This is a genomic window from Rothia mucilaginosa (genome assembly GCF_901875305.1).
Lineage (GTDB): Bacteria > Actinomycetota > Actinomycetes > Actinomycetales > Micrococcaceae > Rothia.
On sequence record NZ_CABFLY010000004.1, the window covers coordinates 209,678 to 228,864 of the forward strand.

9 protein-coding genes are annotated in these 19,187 nt (G+C 56.6%); 6 read left to right on the top strand and 3 right to left on the bottom strand.

Annotated elements, in window-relative coordinates; genetic code table 11:
* The first annotated feature begins 406 nt into the window (after positions 1–406).
* From JX292_RS06330 to JX292_RS06355, 6 genes are all read left to right on the top strand, one after another.
* Positions 407–2,104 (top strand): ABC transporter family substrate-binding protein, encoded by a 1,698-nt coding sequence (locus JX292_RS06330; protein ID WP_204862683.1) that lies wholly within the window; start codon positions 407–409, stop codon positions 2,102–2,104.
* A 378-nt stretch (positions 2,105–2,482) separates the two neighbouring features.
* On the top strand, positions 2,483–4,216 hold the full coding sequence (locus tag JX292_RS06335) for an ABC transporter family substrate-binding protein (protein ID WP_204862685.1): 1,734 nt from the start codon (positions 2,483–2,485) through the stop codon (positions 4,214–4,216).
* Positions 4,217–4,607: 391 nt separating this feature from the next.
* Complete coding sequence (locus tag JX292_RS06340; protein WP_204862687.1) at positions 4,608–6,308, top strand: ABC transporter family substrate-binding protein; 1,701 nt, start codon at positions 4,608–4,610, stop codon at positions 6,306–6,308.
* Positions 6,309–6,769: 461 nt separating this feature from the next.
* Positions 6,770–8,482 carry an ABC transporter family substrate-binding protein gene (locus tag JX292_RS06345; protein ID WP_204862689.1) on the top strand — a complete coding sequence of 571 codons (1,713 nt, stop codon included), beginning with the start codon at positions 6,770–6,772 and terminating at the stop codon, positions 8,480–8,482.
* Positions 8,483–8,890: 408 nt separating this feature from the next.
* Positions 8,891–10,591: an ABC transporter family substrate-binding protein gene (locus tag JX292_RS06350; RefSeq protein ID WP_204862691.1), complete on the top strand. Its 1,701-nt coding sequence runs from the start codon at positions 8,891–8,893 to the stop codon at positions 10,589–10,591.
* 258 nt (positions 10,592–10,849) lie between these two features.
* On the top strand, positions 10,850–12,553 hold the full coding sequence (locus JX292_RS06355; RefSeq protein WP_204862693.1) for an ABC transporter family substrate-binding protein: 1,704 nt from the start codon (positions 10,850–10,852) through the stop codon (positions 12,551–12,553).
* Between the two features lie 177 nt (positions 12,554–12,730).
* Here JX292_RS06355 and JX292_RS06360 read toward each other — a convergent pair whose 3' ends face one another.
* The 3 genes from JX292_RS06360 to JX292_RS06370 all read right to left on the bottom strand — a co-directional run bounded on the left by JX292_RS06360 (position 12,731) and on the right by JX292_RS06370 (position 19,114).
* Entirely contained in the window at positions 12,731–13,669 is a 939-nt protein-coding gene (locus JX292_RS06360; RefSeq protein ID WP_239653674.1) for a dihydrodipicolinate synthase, read from the bottom strand.
* A gap of 275 nt (positions 13,670–13,944) precedes the next feature.
* Positions 13,945–16,026, bottom strand: a complete 2,082-nt coding sequence (locus tag JX292_RS06365) for a glucose PTS transporter subunit IIA (RefSeq protein WP_204862695.1) — start codon at positions 16,024–16,026, stop codon at positions 13,945–13,947.
* A 511-nt stretch (positions 16,027–16,537) separates the two neighbouring features.
* On the bottom strand, positions 16,538–19,114 hold the full coding sequence (locus JX292_RS06370; protein WP_204862697.1) for an HAD-IC family P-type ATPase: 2,577 nt from the start codon (positions 19,112–19,114) through the stop codon (positions 16,538–16,540).
* Between the last annotated feature and the right edge of the window lie 73 nt (positions 19,115–19,187).

The window sequence follows — 19,187 nt, forward strand, 5'->3', positions numbered from 1 at the left end:
CGCATGTGTGCCGAGGGGCGAATATCTAGTGGATGTTCGCCCCTCGGGTTTTTTATGCCCGATACCGGCGTGGATGCACAGCTCGGGGGCTGTCACCTGGTGAGACGCTCCGACCTTCAGAATGTGGTGCTAGGCACTGAAACAGCCCCGAAAACGGACAAAACTGCACTGACTAGGCGTAACCTTTCTCACCATTCAAGATATGAATATTTATGGGAGGGTATCTGAACGGACGGTGCGTAATAATTAACCGTAGGGGCGCGTCGCTAATGGCGCACCCGATGGAACACATTCATAGACCGGCACTAATTCATCGCTCACCGCACCTTTGGGTGGCGTATGAGCAGGGAATCCTTGATGCTTTCCTGCGGATTATTGAGGGTCATACATATAAGAGGACACTCTCATGGAGAAGAATTTCATCCTGAATCGTCGTACCGTTCTCGGTGGCGCTGCAGCGCTGGGCGCTGTGGGCGTACTGGCTGCGTGCGGTTCGTCGAAGGACTCCAAGGCATCCACCCAAGGCGCTACCGCAGGTACTGATGCTAAGGAACTCTACGATATGGCTGAGGCTGCTGTTTCGGACCTGAAGCAGGGCGGTACTCTGCGCCTGTCCGTGACTTCGCTTGGTCCTGACTTCAACCTCCTTGGCACCGGCGGTACCTCGTACACCCAGGCTGCTCTGAGCCCCGTATACTACAACGGCATCTGGCAGGCAGACCCCAAGGGTAAGCGCACCCTGGCTCCCGAGTTTGCTAAGAGCTTCAATGTGTCTCAGGAGAACGGCGTGCCCGTGGTCTCCATCGAGCTGAACCCCCAGGCTAAGTTCAACGACGGTACCCCCATCGACTACAAGGCTCTGCAGGCTACCTGGAACATCCTTAAGAGCACTGACGGCGATTACAAGATTGAGACCAGCGGTATTTACGGTAGCGTTGCCTCCGTGGAACGTGACGGCGACGACTTCAAGGTCAAGGTTACTTTCGCTGAAGCATACTACCCGGTGAACGTCCTCTTTGCTGAGATTCTGCACCCTGCTCTGCTGGATAAGGAACTCTTCAACAACGGTTTCGTGGATAACCCGCACCCCGAGTACGCTGCCGGCCCCTTCACCATTGCAGAGGGTGGCTGGAACTCCTCCGAGAAGACCCTGACCTTGACCCGCAACGAGAAGTGGTGGGGCCAGAAGCCCGTTCTGGAGCGCATCGTCTTCCGTCAGATGGATTCCGCCGCTGAGCGTGCAGCATTCAAGAACGATGAAATTGACGTTGCTCCTGCTACGGCTGCCGCAAGCTACAAGGAGCTGAAGGAAGTTTCTAACACTGAGATGCGTCGCGGTGTTCGCCTCTTCTCCGGCGGTATGATTATGAACCCCGCCCGCATGAAGGACGTTGCCCTGCGCCGTGCGGTTATGGCTGGCCTGAACCGCGAAGCTATTTCTAAGGTGCGCTTCCAGGGTCTGGATTACGAAGAGAAGCAGCCCGGCTCGATGATTCACATGCCCTTCTCTGAGTACTACCAGGACGTTTACCCGACTCCGAACAACGATGCATCTGCAGCTTCCAAGATTCTGGAAGAGGCTGGCTACACCAAGAAGGGCGACTTCTACGAGAAGGACGGCCAGCAGGCTACTTTCAAGTACTCTGTCTTTGGCGAGGACCCCACCTCTAAGGCTGTGGCTCAGACTGTTGTGCAGCAGCTGAAGGCTGCCGGTATTAACGTTGAGCTGGATGCTCGCGCTGCTAGCGAGTTCGGCAAGGCAATGCAGGCTAAGGATTATGACGCTACCGCATCGGGCTACGGTCTGACCGATCCGGATGCAACCCAGGCTACCCAGCAGTTCTATGAGCGTGAGAAGCCTGAGGATGCCGGTACCGACGAGATTGACAAGCTGGTTGAGAAGATGAAGCTCATCTCTGACGACAAGGCACGTAACCAGGCTTGCAACGAGATTGAGAAGAAGCACATGGCTGAGGTTGCTGTGCTGGTTCCGCTGTTCAACGGCCCCGAGTACAAGTTCGTGAAGAAGGGCCTGCGCAACTACGGTGTGTCCCTGTACCAGGGCACCGGCATTCCCTGGGAGAAGGTTGGTTGGGCTAAGTAAGTCCTCATTCCCTCACCCGCTAGGTGAATGACCTAGAGCTGTGAAAGTGTCCACCCGGATTATTCGGGTGGACACTTTTGTGTTTTCTGAGGCTTTACGGGTCTGTCTGTATGCCGGTGTGAGGGGAGAAGTAGGGGATGGGTGGTATAGCTATCCGCTATAAAACTGAAAAATTCGCACAAAAGCAGCGTATGCATTGTATGAATATTCAAAAAATACGATAAATATTAAGAATTTTTGTGAAAATTCCTGGTCTTTGCTCTGAACATGCGCTACAGTAGAGTCATACAAAGTTATGCAAGCTATTGCATAAATAATCAGTAACGTACGAGTTGTTAGGCTTCGGGCCTAACCAGAGCAAAAGAAAGAAGCCATCCCATGACCGCGAACACCGCATATACCGCGAGTAGCCACGAAGCGACTAAGAATAGCTTCAGCCGCCGCGCCCTGATTGGCGGTACTGCGGCTCTGGGTGCTGTGGGCCTGCTTAGCGCCTGTGGTAACGGTAGCGCTAGCGCCGAAAAGACCAAGGCTGCAGGTGCAGGGGCAAACATCAAGGACCTATACAACATCAACGCCCAGGATGTAAACAGCCTGAAGAAGGGCGGCACTCTGCGCCTCCCCTCCGGCTCCATTGGCCCGAACTTCAATGTCTACACTCAGAGTGGTAACACTGGCGATAACGTCAATGTGATGAGCACTATCGGTCAGGCTGGCATGTGGAACCTCGACTTTGACGGTACCTACAAGCTGAACACCGACTTTGCTGTCTCCTTTGAGCACAGCAAGAAGGACGACAAGATTCAGGTTGCCATCAAGCTCAACCCCAAGGCTGTCTTCAACGATGGCACCCCCATTAACTACAAGGCTCTTCAGTCCACCTGGAATATCTTCAAGAGCTTGGATAACGGGTACAACATCGTCTCCAGTGGTATTTACGAATTCGTTGAATCCGTAGAAAAGGGCGAAGACGACTATAGTGCAACCGTCACTTTCTCCAAGCCCTACTACCCGCTGCAGAGCCTCTTCTCCGAGATTCTGCACCCCGCGCTGGAAGATGTCGAGCTCTTCAATAATGGCTTCGTCGACAATCCTCACCCTGAATACTGGGCTGGACCCTTCACTCTCGCCGACAAGGGTTGGGACTCCACCGCGAAGACCTTCAGTGTTGTACCCAGTGATAAGTGGTGGGGTACTAAGCCTCTGCTTGAGAAGATTGTCTTCACTCAGATGGAGTCCAGCGCTGCACGTGCTGCTTTCAAGAATGACGAAATCGACGCCATTGGTGCTAACACTTCCGCCTCGTACACGGAGGTTAAGAGTGTTGCTGGTGCTGAACTGCGTAAGGGCACCCGTCTCTACGCCGGTGGTCTGGATATTAATCCCCGCCGTGTCAAGGATGCAGCCCTGCGTAAGGCAATCTTTGCCGGTGTGAATCGTGAGGCACTTGCCAAGATTCAGTTCCAGGGTTTGCCATATGAAGAATCGATTCCTGGCTCGATGATTCACATGCCGTTCTCGCCCTACTACCAGGACAACTACCCGACCCCGAACAATAGTGTTTCGGGGGCTCAGAAGATTCTGGAAGCCGCCGGTTACGCCAAGAAGGGCGATTACTACGAGAAGGACGGTCAGAAGGCTAGCTGTGCTGTGGTGGTCTTTGGTGACGACCCGACTACCAAGGGTAAGGCCCAGACCTTCACTCAGCAGATGAAGGATGTCGGTATTGAAATCCGCATCGACCAGCGTGCAGATAGTGAGTTTGCTAGCGTGCTGGGCAACTGGGACTACGATATTTCCTTCAGCGGCTACGGTGTCTCTACCCCGGACGCTACCGAGGCTACGAAGCAGTTCTACTACTCTGAAAATAATGATGGTAATGGTAGCAAGGAGATTGACGCTCTGATTGATGCCATGACTGTCATGGAGGATGATAAGGCTCGTAACCTCGCTTGTAACGAGATTGAGAAGAAGCACATGGCTGAGTTTGCATTCCTGGGTACCATTACGAACGGTCCGGATTTCATGATGGTCAAGAAGACCCTGGCTAACTACGGCCCGAGTCTTTACAAGTCGACCGACTGGACTGCCGTGGGTTGGATGAACTCCTAAACGGCTCTGCCCTATGAGCGGGTCGAATGTGTATGCGCACATTCGGCCCGCTTTGTTGTGTCTGCTACCTGCCTGCTTCGGGGGGGGCGTGGAGGTGGGGGAGGGGTCTGTTGGAGGCGGCAGTGTGAGCGACGCGGACCTAAAAAATTAAGAAAATATATCGTGTTGTGTACACGCGATAATGTATGTGGTGTACACTACTAAAAATATTAAATGTGGCTTAAGGCATAGATTTGAGTCACATTATTTTGCACGGCTTCACCTGCCCGTTCCATCACCGCAGATAGCAGGCGCTCCTGTAAGCGGAAACCCCGCCTCTAGAGCACGCGAGCCACCCACTCTACACTGCAAACACTGCATCAGCGCAGTCCACACCCACAAGGAGCCCACCATGAGCCCCCATCCCACCCCCTCTCCCCTCGAATTCAACCCCGTGCTGAGCCGCCGTGTGTTGCTCGGCGGTGCGGGTGCCCTCGCCGCTGCGGGCGCACTCAGCGCTTGCGGCTCCTCTTCCTCCAAGGTTGAGCACAAGGCCTCCGAGACGCCCCTGTATGAAATCAACGAGCAGGACCGCTCCAAGCTCAAGCAGGGCGGCACCCTGAACCTGAGCACCTACTCTCTTGGCCCGGACTTCAACCGCTTCTCCCAGAATGGCTCCAGCATGTCCGTCTCCGATACTATGGGCGTTATCGCCGGTGCCGGTATCTGGCGGAGCACCTACAAGGGTGAAGACGAGCTCGACCCCAACTACTGCCTCGACTTCGACGTCAAGGAAGTCGACGGCAAGATTACCGCAGAGGTCCGCCTGAACCCCAAGGCTGTCTTCAATGACGGCACCCCCATCGACATCGATGCGCTCAAAGCCACCTGGCAGATTCAGCGTGATCCCGACGGCGAATACAAGATCGGTGCAGCGGGCATCTACGAATACATCGAAAGCGTCGAAGCAATCGATGGCGATCGCTACCACGCACGCGTCGTCTTCAAGACTGCGCACAACCCCGTCAAGGGCCTGCTCTTCGGTGGTATCCTGCACCCGGCAATGCTCGACGTCACCCTCTTTAATGAGGGCTTCGTTGACAACCCCCACCCCGAGCTTGGTTGCGGCCCCTTCACCCTGGCACCTAATGGCTGGAACTCCTCCGAGAAGACCTTCACGGCTGTACCCAATAGCAAGTGGTGGGGCGACAAGCCCAAGCTGGATCGCATCATTGTGCGCGAAATGGCGGATACTGCGGCACGTGCTGCCTACAAGAACGGCGAGCTGGACGTTGTTGAGGCACGTACCCTCAGCGCCTACAACGAAATGAAGGATGCCTCCAACTCCGAAATCCGCCGCGGCCACCGCCTCTTCGCCGGCGGCATGAACCTGAACGCACAGCACATCACTGATGCTGCCGTGCGTAAGGCAATCTTCCTGGGTATCGACCGCGGTGCCCTCGCAAAGATTCGCTTCCAGGGCCTTCCCTATGAAGAACAGGTGCCCGGTTCGATGCTGTTGATGAGCTCCTCCCAGTACTACCGCGACAACTACCCGGCACGTAACCCGGAAGAAGCGCGCAAGGTCCTGGAGAAGGCAGGCTACACCAAGTCCGGCGACTACTACGCAAAGGACGGCAAGACCATCACCCTGAAGCTGACCACCTTCGGCGATGACGCAACCACCAAGGGCCAGGCACAGACCTTCATTCAGAGCATGAAGGAGGTCGGCATTAACTTTGAGCTCGATTCGCGTGCGCAGTCGGAATTCTCGAAGGTTGTTGGTAACCGTGAGTACGACGTGAGCATTTCGGGCTTCGGTGTGAGCTCCGAGCCGACCAGTGCAGCGGAGTACTTCTACCACTCTAAGAACTGGAATGGCGTCGGTACCCCGGAAATTGATGCGATGGTTGAAGAGATGGTTACCATTCTCGATGATGCCAAGCGCGCAGAGAAGTGCAACGAGATTGAGAAGAAGCACATGAGCGAGGTTTGCCTCTTCATCCCCTTCCTCAATGGTCCGAACTTCGAAGCATGCCGCCCGAAGCTGGCTAACTACGGCCCGTCCCTCTTCAGGACCATCGACTGGAGCACGGTCGGCTGGATGGAGTAGCCTCCTGTAGTACCTGCTCCCCGTTTCCACTATGTTTCGCAGTGTCGTGGTGGAGGCGGGGAGCTTTCTGTGGGTGGAGGGCGTTTTGGTTTAATTTGTGGTCTGAATCCTATCTCAAAGCGTTTGAAACTCGTCCTTTTTCTTGGCTGATGAGATGACACGCTTGTTGATGGTAGTGGTATAAAGTTTTGCTCATAAATTTTTATGCCCGTGGGCCCCGAAAAGTCAGAGGTGCGTATGGGTCATAAAGTATTTTTATGCGTTACTTGTCTTGCTCGTGCGTAAAAATATGTCTTGGACCGCGTATTTTGCGAGTATACTGTGTTTCGACCACAAAATATGTGGGGGCTCTCACATCAAAGGATGATGCGGGCGAGGCCTCGTCACCTTCGCCTGTAGAACGGCAGGGGTGTTCAAAGCCCTAATGCGCCGTTGAGGCCCCCCGGCATGAGGAGAACATCATGACTCACCTACAGATTAATCGCCGTGCCCTGCTCACTGGCACCGTTGCCCTGGGTACCGTCGGTCTGTTGGCTGCCTGCGGCGGCGGCGGTTCGGACAAGAAGATTAGCGGTAAGGCTGCTTCAAGCACCGAGGACATCGTCAAGAATCTCGAAATCAACAAGCAGGACCGCTCCGCCCTCAAGCAGGGAGGCGAGTTCCGCGGTAGCGTCTCCGCAATCGGCCCGAACTTCAACATCCTGACCCAGAGTGGCTACACCACCGAAAACCTTGCCGCATTCGGCGGTGCCTGCAACATCCCCTCCGCTATCGGCTTTACCTCCCTGAGCCCTGCTGGCGAATACAGCCTCAATGATGACTATGTCTCCGATTACAAGGCAGAGACCGTCGATGGCGTTCAGACGATTACCTATAAGCTCAACCCTAAGGCTGTCTTCAATGACGGCACCCCCGTTGATATTGAAGCAATCCGCGCCGCGTGGACCGTCTACCGCAACCCTAATGACGGCTACAACGTCACCGCCACTCCCTTCTGGCAGCAGGTGGCCTCCATCGACCCCGTGGATGGCGACAAGACCCGCGTCAAGATTGTCATGTCCAAGCCCCTGTATCCCGCTCAAACCCTCGGTCTGCTCGGTCTGCACCCCGCATTGACCGACAAGGAGCTCTTTAACAACGGCTTCGTGAACAAGCCCATGGATCAGTACTGGTCCGGCCCCTTCAAGGTGGGCGAGTGGAACTCCTCCGCCAAGACCCTCACCCTGGTCGCTAACGACAAGTGGTGGGGCGAGAAGCCCCTGCTGGACCGCATCATCTGGCGTGAAATGGGCGACGAAGCAGAGCGCGCAGCGTTCAAGAACGGCGAGCTGGACAGCATCAGCTTCGCTGGTCTGGCAACCTACAATGCCGTCAAGGATCAGCCCGGCATCCAGATTCGTACCGGCCAGAGCCTCGGCGTGATTAACCTGCAGTTCAACCCGACCCGCGTGACCGACACCGCCCTGCGTCGTGCAGTTTTCGCGGCGGTTGATCGCTCCCAGCTGGCTAAGGTCAGGTTCGGTCAGATTAACTGGAATGAGCCCCTGACTGGCTCTCTGATTGCTATGCCCTTCCAGAAGGGTTACCAGGACAACATGCCTTCCAAGCCCGGTCCTGAAGCAGCGGCAAAGATTCTGGAAGCCGCAGGCTACTCCAAGAACGGCGACTACTACGCTAAGGATGGCAAGACCGCAGGCTTCTCCATCACCTACTTCGGTTCGGATGCAACCTCCCTGGCTCAGTTCCAGAACCTCGAGCAGCAGCTCAAGGCAGCGGGTATTAAGCTCGAGCAGGACAACCAGCCGCAGTCTCAGTTCAACTCGGTGATGGGCTCTAAGCAGTACGATTGTGCCTTCTCCGGTTGGGGTGTCGGTGCTGATCCTGCTGATAGTGTTCAGTACTTCTACACCAGCGAAATCAACGAGGGTGTGGGTGATCCTGAACTGGATAAGTTCATTGCGTCTATTTACGAGAAGGAATCTCACGAGGAGCAGCTGAAGATGGCTGCTGAGGCTGAGAAGCAGCACATGGAGAAGGTTGCTATTTACCTCCCCTACGGCAATGGTCCTAGCTACGTAGCTGTGAAGGAGAAGCTGGCTAACTACGGTCCTTCCCTCTTTGCAACCAGCTACACCGACCCCAAGCGCTGGACTAATGTGGGTTGGCAGAAGTAAATCCACAGGCTATTTTTTGAGGTCTTAGCGGGTAGTTTCTGAATCATTGGATGCTCTGCTAGGGGCCTTGGATAGTATGAGTCCCGCGGTATTCCGCCCAATGGGTGGGGTATCGCGGGACTCTTTTGTGCTTAAGGGGGCGGGGCGGTTGAGGCTGAGAGGTGAAGGGTTTCTGTGAAATATTTTCCTGTAAAGGATGAGTTGGGTCATGGCGTGTGGGTTTTGTGTGTATACTAATCTCAATGCAAACGTGCGTTTCATCATAGATTCATATCACAAACGTGTGGGGTGGGTTGTGTTCCCCCACCTTCCACGCAAACGAATGGCACCACGTTTCAACACTCATCCCAGACCGGGGTCCGTACGATACCTCACGTATGTACCCCGGTCCTCAGACAAGGACAGACCATGACCACTTTCACCCTCAACCGCCGCGCCCTGCTCACCGGCACCGTCGCCCTGGGCACCGTCGGCCTGCTCGCGGCCTGCGGCAGCAAATCCTCCAAGACCGAAACCAACGCGCTCTCCGCGGGTGACGACCTCTCTAAGGCAGTCTCCTACAACGAAAAGGACCGCTCCGCCCTCAAGGACGGCGGCGAACTGCGCCTGAGCGCAGACGGCATCGGCCCCAACTTCAACATCCTCAACACCAACGGCTACACCGCCGGCAACCTGAACATTCAGGCCGCCATCAACTCCGCCTTCACCGGCGGCTTCTACGCTGACTTCCGCGGCGAGTCCCACATGAATGAAGACTACGTCACCGAGTACAAGGCTGAGACCGTCAACGGCGTGCAGACCGTGACCTTTAAGATCAACCCCAAGGCGGTCTTCAACGACGGCACCCCCATCGACGTGAACGCTGTTAAGAGTTACCAGACCATCTACCGCGGCGCCGCAGAGGGTAAGGACTACCAGATCACCCCCTCACCCATCTGGGAACAGGTTGCCAGCGTTGAGGCAGTGGACGGCGACGACCGCCACGTAAAAGTCACCATGTCTAAGCCCTGGTACCCCATTGAAGGTAGCTTCACCTCGTTCCTGCACCCGGCGTTCACCGATGTTAAGTTCTTCAACGACGGCATGAATGACAAGCCCCTCGACCAGTACTGGGCAGGACCCTTCAAGATTGGTGAGTGGAACTCCTCCTCCAAGGTCCTCACCGTCGTCCGCAACAATAAGTGGTGGGGCCAGAAGCCCACTCTCGAGCGCATCACCTGGCGCGAGATGAGCTCCCAGGCGGAGCAGGCGGCCTACAAGAACGGCGAAATCGACTACGTGGACGCCAGCACCCTCAGCTCCTACAACGAGCTCTCCGGCGCGGCAAACACCGACATTCGCAAGGGCAGCGCCCTCAGCGTGGGTAACTACGAACTCAACCCCGAAAAGGTGCCGCTGCCCATCCGCCGCGCATTCGTTGCGGCCCTCAACCGCGACCAGCTACTCAAGTTGCGCTACGAGAAGCTCGGATGGAAGGAAAACCTGCCCGGCTCCATGTGCATGCTGCCCATGCAGGAAGGCTACCAGGACAACTACCCGACCAAGCTCGGCAAGGACGTCGCCACCAAGATCCTCGAAGAGGCAGGCTACACCAAGAACGGCGACTACTACGCCAAGGATGGCACCAAGGCCTCCTACCCGGTCATCACCTTCGGTAGCGACCCGGTCGTCAGCTCTACCGCCCAGTTCCTGGTGCAGCAGATGAAGGAGGTCGGCATCGAGCTGACCATCGAGAACCACGGTGCTTCCGAAATGTCGAGCATCATCTCCTCCAAGAACTTCGCGATTAAGACCGGCGGCTACGGTATCACCACCTCCCCGGTGGATGCGGCGAACTACTTCTACATCTCCGAGACCAACAACGGTCACGGTAAGGAGCTGGACTCGCTGGCAGCCACCATGATGTCCACCGAGGACCCGAAGGAACAGCTTAAGCTCATGAACGAGCTGGAGAAGCGCCACCTGGACGAGGTCGCCATTTACGTGCCCACCCACAATGGCCCGAACTTCAAGGCGTGCCGTAAGGGCCTGGCAAACTACGGCCCGATGCTCTTCGGCCTACCCTACTACAACCCGAACGTATGGATTAATGTCGGTTGGGAAAAGTAGCGGACGGGCGCTAATAATCGCCTGAGATACCATCCGTGAGGATGCGTCAGCGGCGTGTTACAGGAGGATTAAACCTCTGTAGCACGCCGCTTTCAGCATTTTAGGTAGGGGCGGCGAGGATATACTTAAAACCAAGTGAGCGGTCTGCTCACACCCGGTCGAATGCCCTCCTCGTTGAGGCCTCATCCGGAGGAAGCCCGAGGCGCACCGTATGCGGCGAGGCCTTCCGCAACACTGCGAATATTCTAGGAGAATTCAATGACGAGCCTTTCTGTCTCCCGCCGTGCCCTCCTGACCGGCACCGTTGCCCTCGGCACCGTTGGTCTACTGGCCGCCTGCGGCGGTTCGAAGGAGAAGGTCGGTGGTACTGCCGCTAACAGTGCCGAAGACATTCTGAAGAACCTTCAGGTCAACAAGCAGGACCGTTCCTCTCTGAAGCAGGGCGGCACCCTTAACCTGGCAGCTCCTGCGCTTGGCCCGAACTTCAACCTGCAGACTCAGAGCGGTTACACCGCAAGCAACCTTGATGCACTGGCTCCGTGTAACCTTGCAGCCGTGATGGGCTTCTACACCATGAGCCCTGACGGTGAAAGTACCCTCAACAACGACTTCTGCACCGAGCACAAGACCGAAACCGTCAATGGCGTGCAGATTGCAACCTTCAAGATCAACCCGAAGGCTGTCTTCAACGACGGCACTCCCATGGACGTGAAGGCTGTGCAGGCTTGCTGGAAGGTCTACAGCGCCGCCTCCGATAACCCCTACCACATCATCGACAATGCGATGTGGCAGCAGGTTGAGAGCATTGAGGCAGTCGACGGCGACAACTACCACGTCAAGGTCACTATGAAGACCCCGTACTACCCCTCTGAGGGTCTGTGCGCCTACGCAATTCACCCCGCACTGGTGGATACCGCACTCTTCAACGACGGATTTGTTGACAAGCCCCTCGACCAGTACTGGGCAGGCCCCTTCAAGATTGGCGAGTGGAACTCTTCGCAGAAGGTCCTCACCCTGGTCAAGAACGACAAGTGGTGGGGCGAGAAGCCGTTGCTGGATCGTATCGTCTGGCGTCAGATGGACTCCGACGCAATCCGTGCAGGTTTCAAGAACGGCGAACTGGACGCCTTCAGCTTCCTAGGCGCTACCAGCTACAACGCTGTGAAGGGCCAGGCAGGAACCGAGATTCGCCAGGGCCAGAACACCAATGTCAACATTATTCAGCTGAACCCCAAGCGTATTGAGGACCTGGCTCTGCGCCGTGCAATCCTCGCAGCAGTAGACCGCGAGCAGATTGCTAAGGCCTACTTCTCGCAGCTTGGTTGGACTGAGCCGCTGCCTGGCTCCCTGCTTGCTATGCCGTTCCAGAAGGGTTACCAGAACAACTACGCAGGCGATACCGGTGCGCAGGCTGCTGCCAAGCTCCTCGAAGCAGCAGGTTACTCCAAGTCTGGTGACTACTACACCAAGAACGGCAAGACTGCTGGTTTCGCCCTGACCTCCTTCGGTTCTGAGGCAGTCTATCAGGCGGTTTACCAGATTCTGGAGCAGCAGCTGAAGTCGGCAGGTATCCGTTTGACCTCTGACAACCAGCCTCAGGCAAACTCTAACTCTGTGGTCGGCCAGAAGAGCTACGAAGCAATCTTCACCGGCTGGGGCGTCCTGCCTGACATGGCATCCAGCGCACCCTACTACTTCGACACTCAGGTGTTTGAGGTCGGTGACCCCGAGGTGGACGCACTGATCAAGAAGCTGCAGGACACCGAGAACGCAGACGAGCGCATCAAGATTGCGAACGACGCGGAGAAGCTCTACTACGAGAAGGTTGCCGTGTACCTGCCCTACGCAAACGGCCCGATGTACGTTGCTGCTAAGGCGAAGGTCGCAAACTACGGCCCGTCCCTGTTCAAGGCTAGCTACACTAGCGCTGACTACTGGGTCAACGTCGGCTGGCAGGCATAGAACAGGTAGGAGTAATACCGCCTCAGGTAATGCTCTAAGTGTCCTCTAAGACATAGAATCCCGGGTACTCTCGCGAGAGAGTGCCCGGGATTTTTCTATGCTTTGTTTCTGTGCTCATTTTCTGGGGAGTATGTAATTACAAAAACTGGGGGAGGGGAGTGCCCCTATGACCGGCTACTACCACTCGCCCAGGTACAGGGAACGCTCCTGCAGGTACCTCAATAGCTTCGGGTTCTGCCGCAGGTAGAAGATGCGGTAAATGCCGCCTCCAGCAACGATAAAAGCCAGCGGGAAACCCAAAATTACGAGCACACGGCTCATATTGGCGGACAGGTCAAAAGGATCACTGCTGGTTGCCACCAGCACAATCCACATGGAGTAGCCCGCGCAGGCGAGTAGAGTGCCCCACATGCCGCGCACCAGCCAGCTCACCAGTGTCACCGCAATCACCCACGCCAGCGCTAACGTGAACTGGTGCCGCTCCGTCTGAGCCCACGGAAGCGCCCCTACGTAAATAATTGCGGGGATGCCCAGGTACCCGGGGATATTCAGTGAGGCAAGAATGTTCACGCAAAAATAGCCCAGGAAAATAGCGCTCAACGACGATGACAGGAACAGGTGCAGGGGAATCATGCCGTCGCCGCTATAGGCTGCGGTGGGGCCCGCGTACACGGTTTCAAACATGAGGGTCAGCGGAGTCATCATGTACTCAATCCAGACGACCAGCGCAAACGCACCGAAAATACCGAGAGCCTGCATCAGGGCAATCAGCCGTGAACGGGCATCGTGAGGAATCGTGAAGCTCTGACCCTTTGCTTTGACGCGGCAGAGATGAACGACAGCCACCATTGCCGCAATGCACAGCACCCAGCGTACGAGGACGCCCGGCAGGTCAGGAAGGCCGCCATAAGCCCCCGTAGCGGGGTTCCCCCAGGCTCCAGGGAGTAAGGTAATGGGGTGGGTGCCTTCGGGGAGGCTGGTGGAGGAAGCAAGCCGGTACGGCTCGTAGATAACCCACCACAGAAGGCACGCTGGAACCAGTGCAGAAAGCTTACGCAGTAGAACCGGGAACGGCGCGGACTCGTAGATGAGTGCCTCAAGGTTGAGCTGGCGCATCAGCCGCCGAAAAGGAGAAAGAGCGCGTAGCTCTTCTTGCTGCTCTTCCCACGCCCCGGTATCCCGCACCCTTGTATCAGAAGACATCATCGTACTCGCTATCACTTGAGAACTTCCTTATTGAGCTTATTTCCACACTAGCAGAAATACCCCCCCCGGCTAGTGCATACGCCCAAGTAAACCCTGCCCAAAGAATCAGCGCACAAGGAAATAAGGGCATAAGGAAAGGGACCCCACCGTCATGGTGGGGCCCCTACAGAGCCTTAGAAAGCGGACTACTTGGTGGTCACCTTCAGGACAGTGCTCAGGTTCTGGTGAGCAACGCCCGGCAGACCCTTAACCTCAGCAAACTTGCGGGTGTTGGTCACAATCACCGGGGTGATCAGCGGGTAACCCGCCTCCTTGATAACCTCAGGATCAAACTCAATCAGAGCGTCGCCAGCAGCAACAACATCGCCCTTAGCGACCTTCACGCTGAAGCCCTTACCATCCAGGTTCACGGTATCCAAACCAACGTGAATCAGCAGCTCAACGCCGTTCTCCAGCTTCAGACCAACAGCGTGGCCCGAGGGGTAGGTCGCAGCAACCTTACCGGCTGCCGGAGCAACAACAGTAGTACCGGTCGGCTCAATCGCCACACCCTGGCCCAGCTTACCAGCAGCGAAAATCGGGTCCGGAACCTCAGACAGAGCAACAGCGGTACCCTCAATCGGGGCGTGCAGCTCAATGACCTCACCAGCGGCGGGAGCAGCAGCGGTAGCGGCAGGAGTAGCAGCCTCAGCCTTAGGAGCCTCAGCCTCCTCCACCTTCTTCTCAGCAGCCTCAACAGCGGCCTCCACAGCCTCTTCCTTCGCGCGCTGAGCGGCGTGCTTAACAGCATCAGCCTTCGACTCATAACCGAAAATCAGAACACTAGTCATCGCACCAAAGAACGCAATCGCCAGACCAATCACATACAGCTGAGAAGGCTGCATAGCCGGAATTGACAGCAACGAAGTAAACGCAAACGCGTAGGACTTAACACCCAGGAAGGAAATGGTAGCGCCACCAATAACAGCAGGAACCAGAATGCTCGGAATCACACGCTTGTAACGGAGCACAACACCGTACAGGGACGGCTCAGAAATACCACCGAGCAGACCGGACATCGACGCACCAACAGCAGTCTGACGCAACTCACGGTCACGCTTAGCCTTAATAGCCACACCGGTCACAACACCGAACACAGCGAAGTTGTACGCACCCATCGGAGACTGAATGAAGTCAGTGCCCATGGTCTGCAGGTTGTTAATCATGACAGCGTTCAGCGGCCAGTGCAGACCCAGCGGAACCATGAACAGGTACAGGCCAGCAATCAGAGCACCCACCACACCGGGAGCATGGTCGTTAATCATCTTCAGGAAGTCAGAAATCGACATAGCCACACCGATACCGATGGGGCCCACCAGGAACGCGGTCAACGGAACCAGAATCATCACCGAAATCATCGGCACGAACACCATCTGCAGCATCGCAGGAATAACCTTCTTCAAGAAGCGCTCCAACGGAGCCAACAGAGCAACAGCCAGCAGCGGCGGGAAAACCTGACCGGTGTAGCTGAACGCGTACAGCGGCAAGTCCAGACCGAAGAACGGAACATTTAGAATCTTAGTGGTCTTATCAGCCAGAGCAGTCAGATCGGTGAAGGTACCGGTCATCAGTGCAGCCGGGATAGCCGCACCAACCCACATGTTCGCGCCCAGACGCTTAGCCGCGGTAGCACCCAGCATGATAGGCATGAAGTTCAGAACAGACAGCGAAGCAGCCTTCAGGATGTACCAGAAAGCAAACTGCTGCATCCACTGGTTGTTCAGAGCGGTAGCGGCTTTATCATCAGCCAGGCGAGCACCGTTAATGATGTCGATGTTCACGGTCTGACCGGTTAAGTCAGTGTACTGGCCGAAGAAACCCAGCTGCTGCAAGAACACAATCAGGGTCAGAACCATCGAGGTACCCAGCAGAGCCCACAGCAGAGGACGGAAAGAGTCAGACAGAACGTCAAAGACGTTGTTAATCCAGTTGGTCTTCTTGCCATTAGCCTCCGCCGGAGCCTCGCTCTCAGCCTGCTTCGACATGGAGGGCAGTGCAGTAATCTCGTTGTACACAGCCTCAACGCGGTCACCCAGCACCACCTGAGTCTGACCGGACTGCTCAATCACGGTGAGCACGCCGGGCAGGGACTTAATCTTCTCGTTCTGCACTGCGTCATTAGACACAGGAGTAACACGAAGGCGGGTCGCGCAGTGCGTCATGTGCGAGACGTTCTCAGGGCCACCCAGGCCCTCAAGAATCTTCTTGCCAAGTTCGCGGTTGTTCACGATACTTCCTTAGATATACGGTCAAAGTCTATGCGCAGGATACAAACCAGACGGCCAGGCGGTCCAAGAGAAACAGCCGCGCAACACGCGGAAAAACTCCAAAAAACACAAAAGACCCGAGTACTCTCAACCGACGGTCGGGACGGACACCCCGCACGGGTACAGCGATGCAACGTGGCCACCGGCTACGCGCCGGAAGCTACATTACCGCTATGGTGTTGAGCCACTCAGGTCTTGCCTGCCAATCCAGTAACAATCCTGTCAAGAGAGGAACAGCCCTCTCTCAATAGTTCCCTGTAACTTTAAGGGTTTTCCCAGGTTTAGGGCAAGATGGACCCAGAAAACTCTCAGAAGCTGTTAAAAATTTCTACACATGGACGGAGTCCCGCCCAATAATCCCTCCCAATAAGCAGAGATACAGTACACAGAAAGGCCCCGCATCCTCAAAGCGAGGATACGGGGCCCTCTGAAAAAGTCCCAACCGGGGCTAACCCCGGCCAAAGGCAACGAACTACTTCGTGGCCTTCTTCGGAACGAAGCTCAGCGACGCCACCTCAAGATCGGGGTAGTGGCGCTTCTGCCAGCGGCGGTTGCGATGCGCATTCACCTCAATCAGAGCCGCACCCAGGACGCCAGCACCAACCGCAGTCCACAGCAGATGCGGAGCTACCTCAGTGAACTGGTGGTACTCCACCAGAACCGGTACGAACAATGCCGCGAAGAACACCGCCAACAACGCACCGAAGAGCAACACGCGGGCACGGTTCAGCGGGCGGGCCACCGCAGCTAGGTTCCACAGGCCCATCATGACCAGGGTAACGAACGAAGCCGTCTGCACCTGGCGGATATCACCGATGTGCATCCACAGCGAAGCGGCCGTCACCAGAAGTAGCATAGCCACCACAATCACCGAGTTCGGAACCGTGTAGTTCAGCACGCGGCGCAAGAAGCCCGGCACGTAACGGCGTGAGTTCGGCAACAGAGTCAGTGCGAAGGACGACGCGCCCACAATCAAGAAGTCAGCCGTCGAGTACTGACGCGGCAAGAACGGGAAGGTCAAACCGAAGAGGCTGAATAGAACACCCAGAAGAATCGCAAAACCGGTCTTCGTCAGGAACAGGTTCGCCACCATCTCAATGTTCGTAATGACCTGGCGGCCCTGCTCCAGCGCAGCAGGTAGCGAGGAGAACTTGCCATCCAACAGCACCAGGCGCGAAACCGCCTTCGTCGCCGGGGCAGCATTACCCATCGCAATACCCAAGCTGGCATGCTTGAGAGCCAACGCGTCATTAATACCGTCACCGGTCATCGCCACCACGTGACCGCGCTCCTTCAACGCAATCACCATGTTCTTCTTCTGCTCAGGCGAGACACGGCCAAAAATATTGTGGGTCGCGGCAGCCTCAGTAAGCTCCGGACCGTCCTCAGGCAGAGTAGATGCATCGACCGCACCCGCAGAAGTATCCATGCCCGCAGTCTTCGCAGCCGCAGCCACAGTGAACGGGTTATCACCCGAGAAGACCTTCAACGTCACACCCTGACGGTGGAAGTACTCCACAATCTCCGGGGCGTCCGCACGCACGTTCTCACGGAAAATCACGAACAGAACCGGGGAGACGTCCGCCGGAATCTTCTGGACGGGCTCACCCTTCTCATTACGAATCACAGCAGAAGCATGAGCCAAAACCATCGTGCGCAGACCCAAAGCCGCTAGCTCAGCGGCACGCTCGCGCTCAGCGCTACCCTTGGCGAGAAGCGCCTCCGGAGCACCCAGAAGCCACGCACCCGAATCCTTAAACTCAATTGCGCTAAAACGCAGAGCCGAAGAGAACGGAACAATACCGCTCACAGTAGCCGAAGACGCCTGCGGGAAACCACCGGTCAGCGCGGCTGCGGTCGGGTTCGCGTTCTCATCGTGACCGAACCACGACAGCGCCTCGTTCCAACCCGCCGGCAGAGAAGCACGCCAGGAAGTGTGCTCGGCAGAGTCGGCGCCGGGGCCCTCAGCCACCGCGTCCGTGGTCAGGGGGCGCACCGAATCAAAAATCACGCCACCCTCGGTCAGGGTACCGGTCTTATCGAAGCAGACCACATCAACACGAGCCAGCACCTCAACCGCAGGCTGCTCCTGCACCAGAATATTGTGCTTGCGGCCCAGAGCCACGGCCGCCGCCGCGAAGGCCAGAGTGGTCATCAGCGCCAGACCCTGCGGAATCATCGAAGCCACCGAAGAAACCACAGCAATAGAAACCTGTTCCCACAGGTGGTTCTGCTGCACGGTCTCCAAGCCACCGGCGGCGCGAATCTGACCCCACAGCACCACCGGAATAATGACCGCAAGACCAACCGTAATCCAGCGGACCACCAGGTTCAGCGCATCACGCAACTCAGACTGGATGCGCGAGAACTGGCGCGCCTCATCAGAGATCTTGCTTGCACGAGAATTAGCACCCACGTGAGAGAGCAACACGCGACCGGTACCGCCGAGCACGCTCGAAGCCGAGAGCACCATATCGCCCGGGTGCTTCGCAATCGGATCGTTCTCACCGGTCAGCAGAGATTCGTCCAACTCCAACGAATCGGAGGTAAGCACCACGGCATCAGCAGGTACCTGATCGCCGCGCTTGAGGACCACCACGTCGCCCTCCACCAACTGCTCCATAGGAACCTCAACGGTCTTGCCGTCGCGCACAGCGGTCGCGGGGGAACGGTCCAGCAGGGAGATGCGATCCAGCTCCAGCTTGGCCTTGTACTCCTGCACAAAACCAATCACGATATTGGCAATCACAGCACCCAAGAAGAGAAGATCCGCCCAACGCTGGTAGGCAATCACCACGGCACCACAGAGGCCCAGAACCAGGTTAAAGACCGTGAAAAGGTGCGCACGCATAATGCTCCACAGCGTGCGAGAAGACTTCGTGTTCTGGGTATTGACCTTACCCTCAGCTGTCAGGCGTGCAACGTCGTCACTGCTGAGGCCGTGCTGGGCGATGTCAAAGGAGCCGCTATGCGCCGCTTCGGAGTACTCGGGAACGTATCCGGCGGCAGCGCTCGCGTTTCTCCGCTCGTGAGGCTGCTGAGGGTCCATGCAGGGGTCTCTTTCTCGAATGGGTGGAATGCAGAACTGAATAGAGTTCAGCATTGCGGACACTACCTCTCAG

Bases quoted from the DNA above. Each gene is read 5' to 3' on its own strand.
- JX292_RS06355 (WP_204862693.1), top strand. From the start codon at position 10,850: ATGACGAGCCTTTCTGTCTCCCGCCGTGCCCTCCTGACCGGCACCGTT.
- JX292_RS06340 (WP_204862687.1), top strand. From the start codon at position 4,608: ATGAGCCCCCATCCCACCCCCTCTCCCCTCGAATTCAACCCCGTGCTG.
- JX292_RS06335 (WP_204862685.1), top strand. From the start codon at position 2,483: ATGACCGCGAACACCGCATATACCGCGAGTAGCCACGAAGCGACTAAG.
- JX292_RS06345 (WP_204862689.1), top strand. From the start codon at position 6,770: ATGACTCACCTACAGATTAATCGCCGTGCCCTGCTCACTGGCACCGTT.
- JX292_RS06330 (WP_204862683.1), top strand. From the start codon at position 407: ATGGAGAAGAATTTCATCCTGAATCGTCGTACCGTTCTCGGTGGCGCT.
- JX292_RS06360 (WP_239653674.1), bottom strand. From the start codon at position 13,669: ATGCGCCAGCTCAACCTTGAGGCACTCATCTACGAGTCCGCGCCGTTC.
- JX292_RS06370 (WP_204862697.1), bottom strand. From the start codon at position 19,114: ATGGACCCTCAGCAGCCTCACGAGCGGAGAAACGCGAGCGCTGCCGCC.
- JX292_RS06350 (WP_204862691.1), top strand. From the start codon at position 8,891: ATGACCACTTTCACCCTCAACCGCCGCGCCCTGCTCACCGGCACCGTC.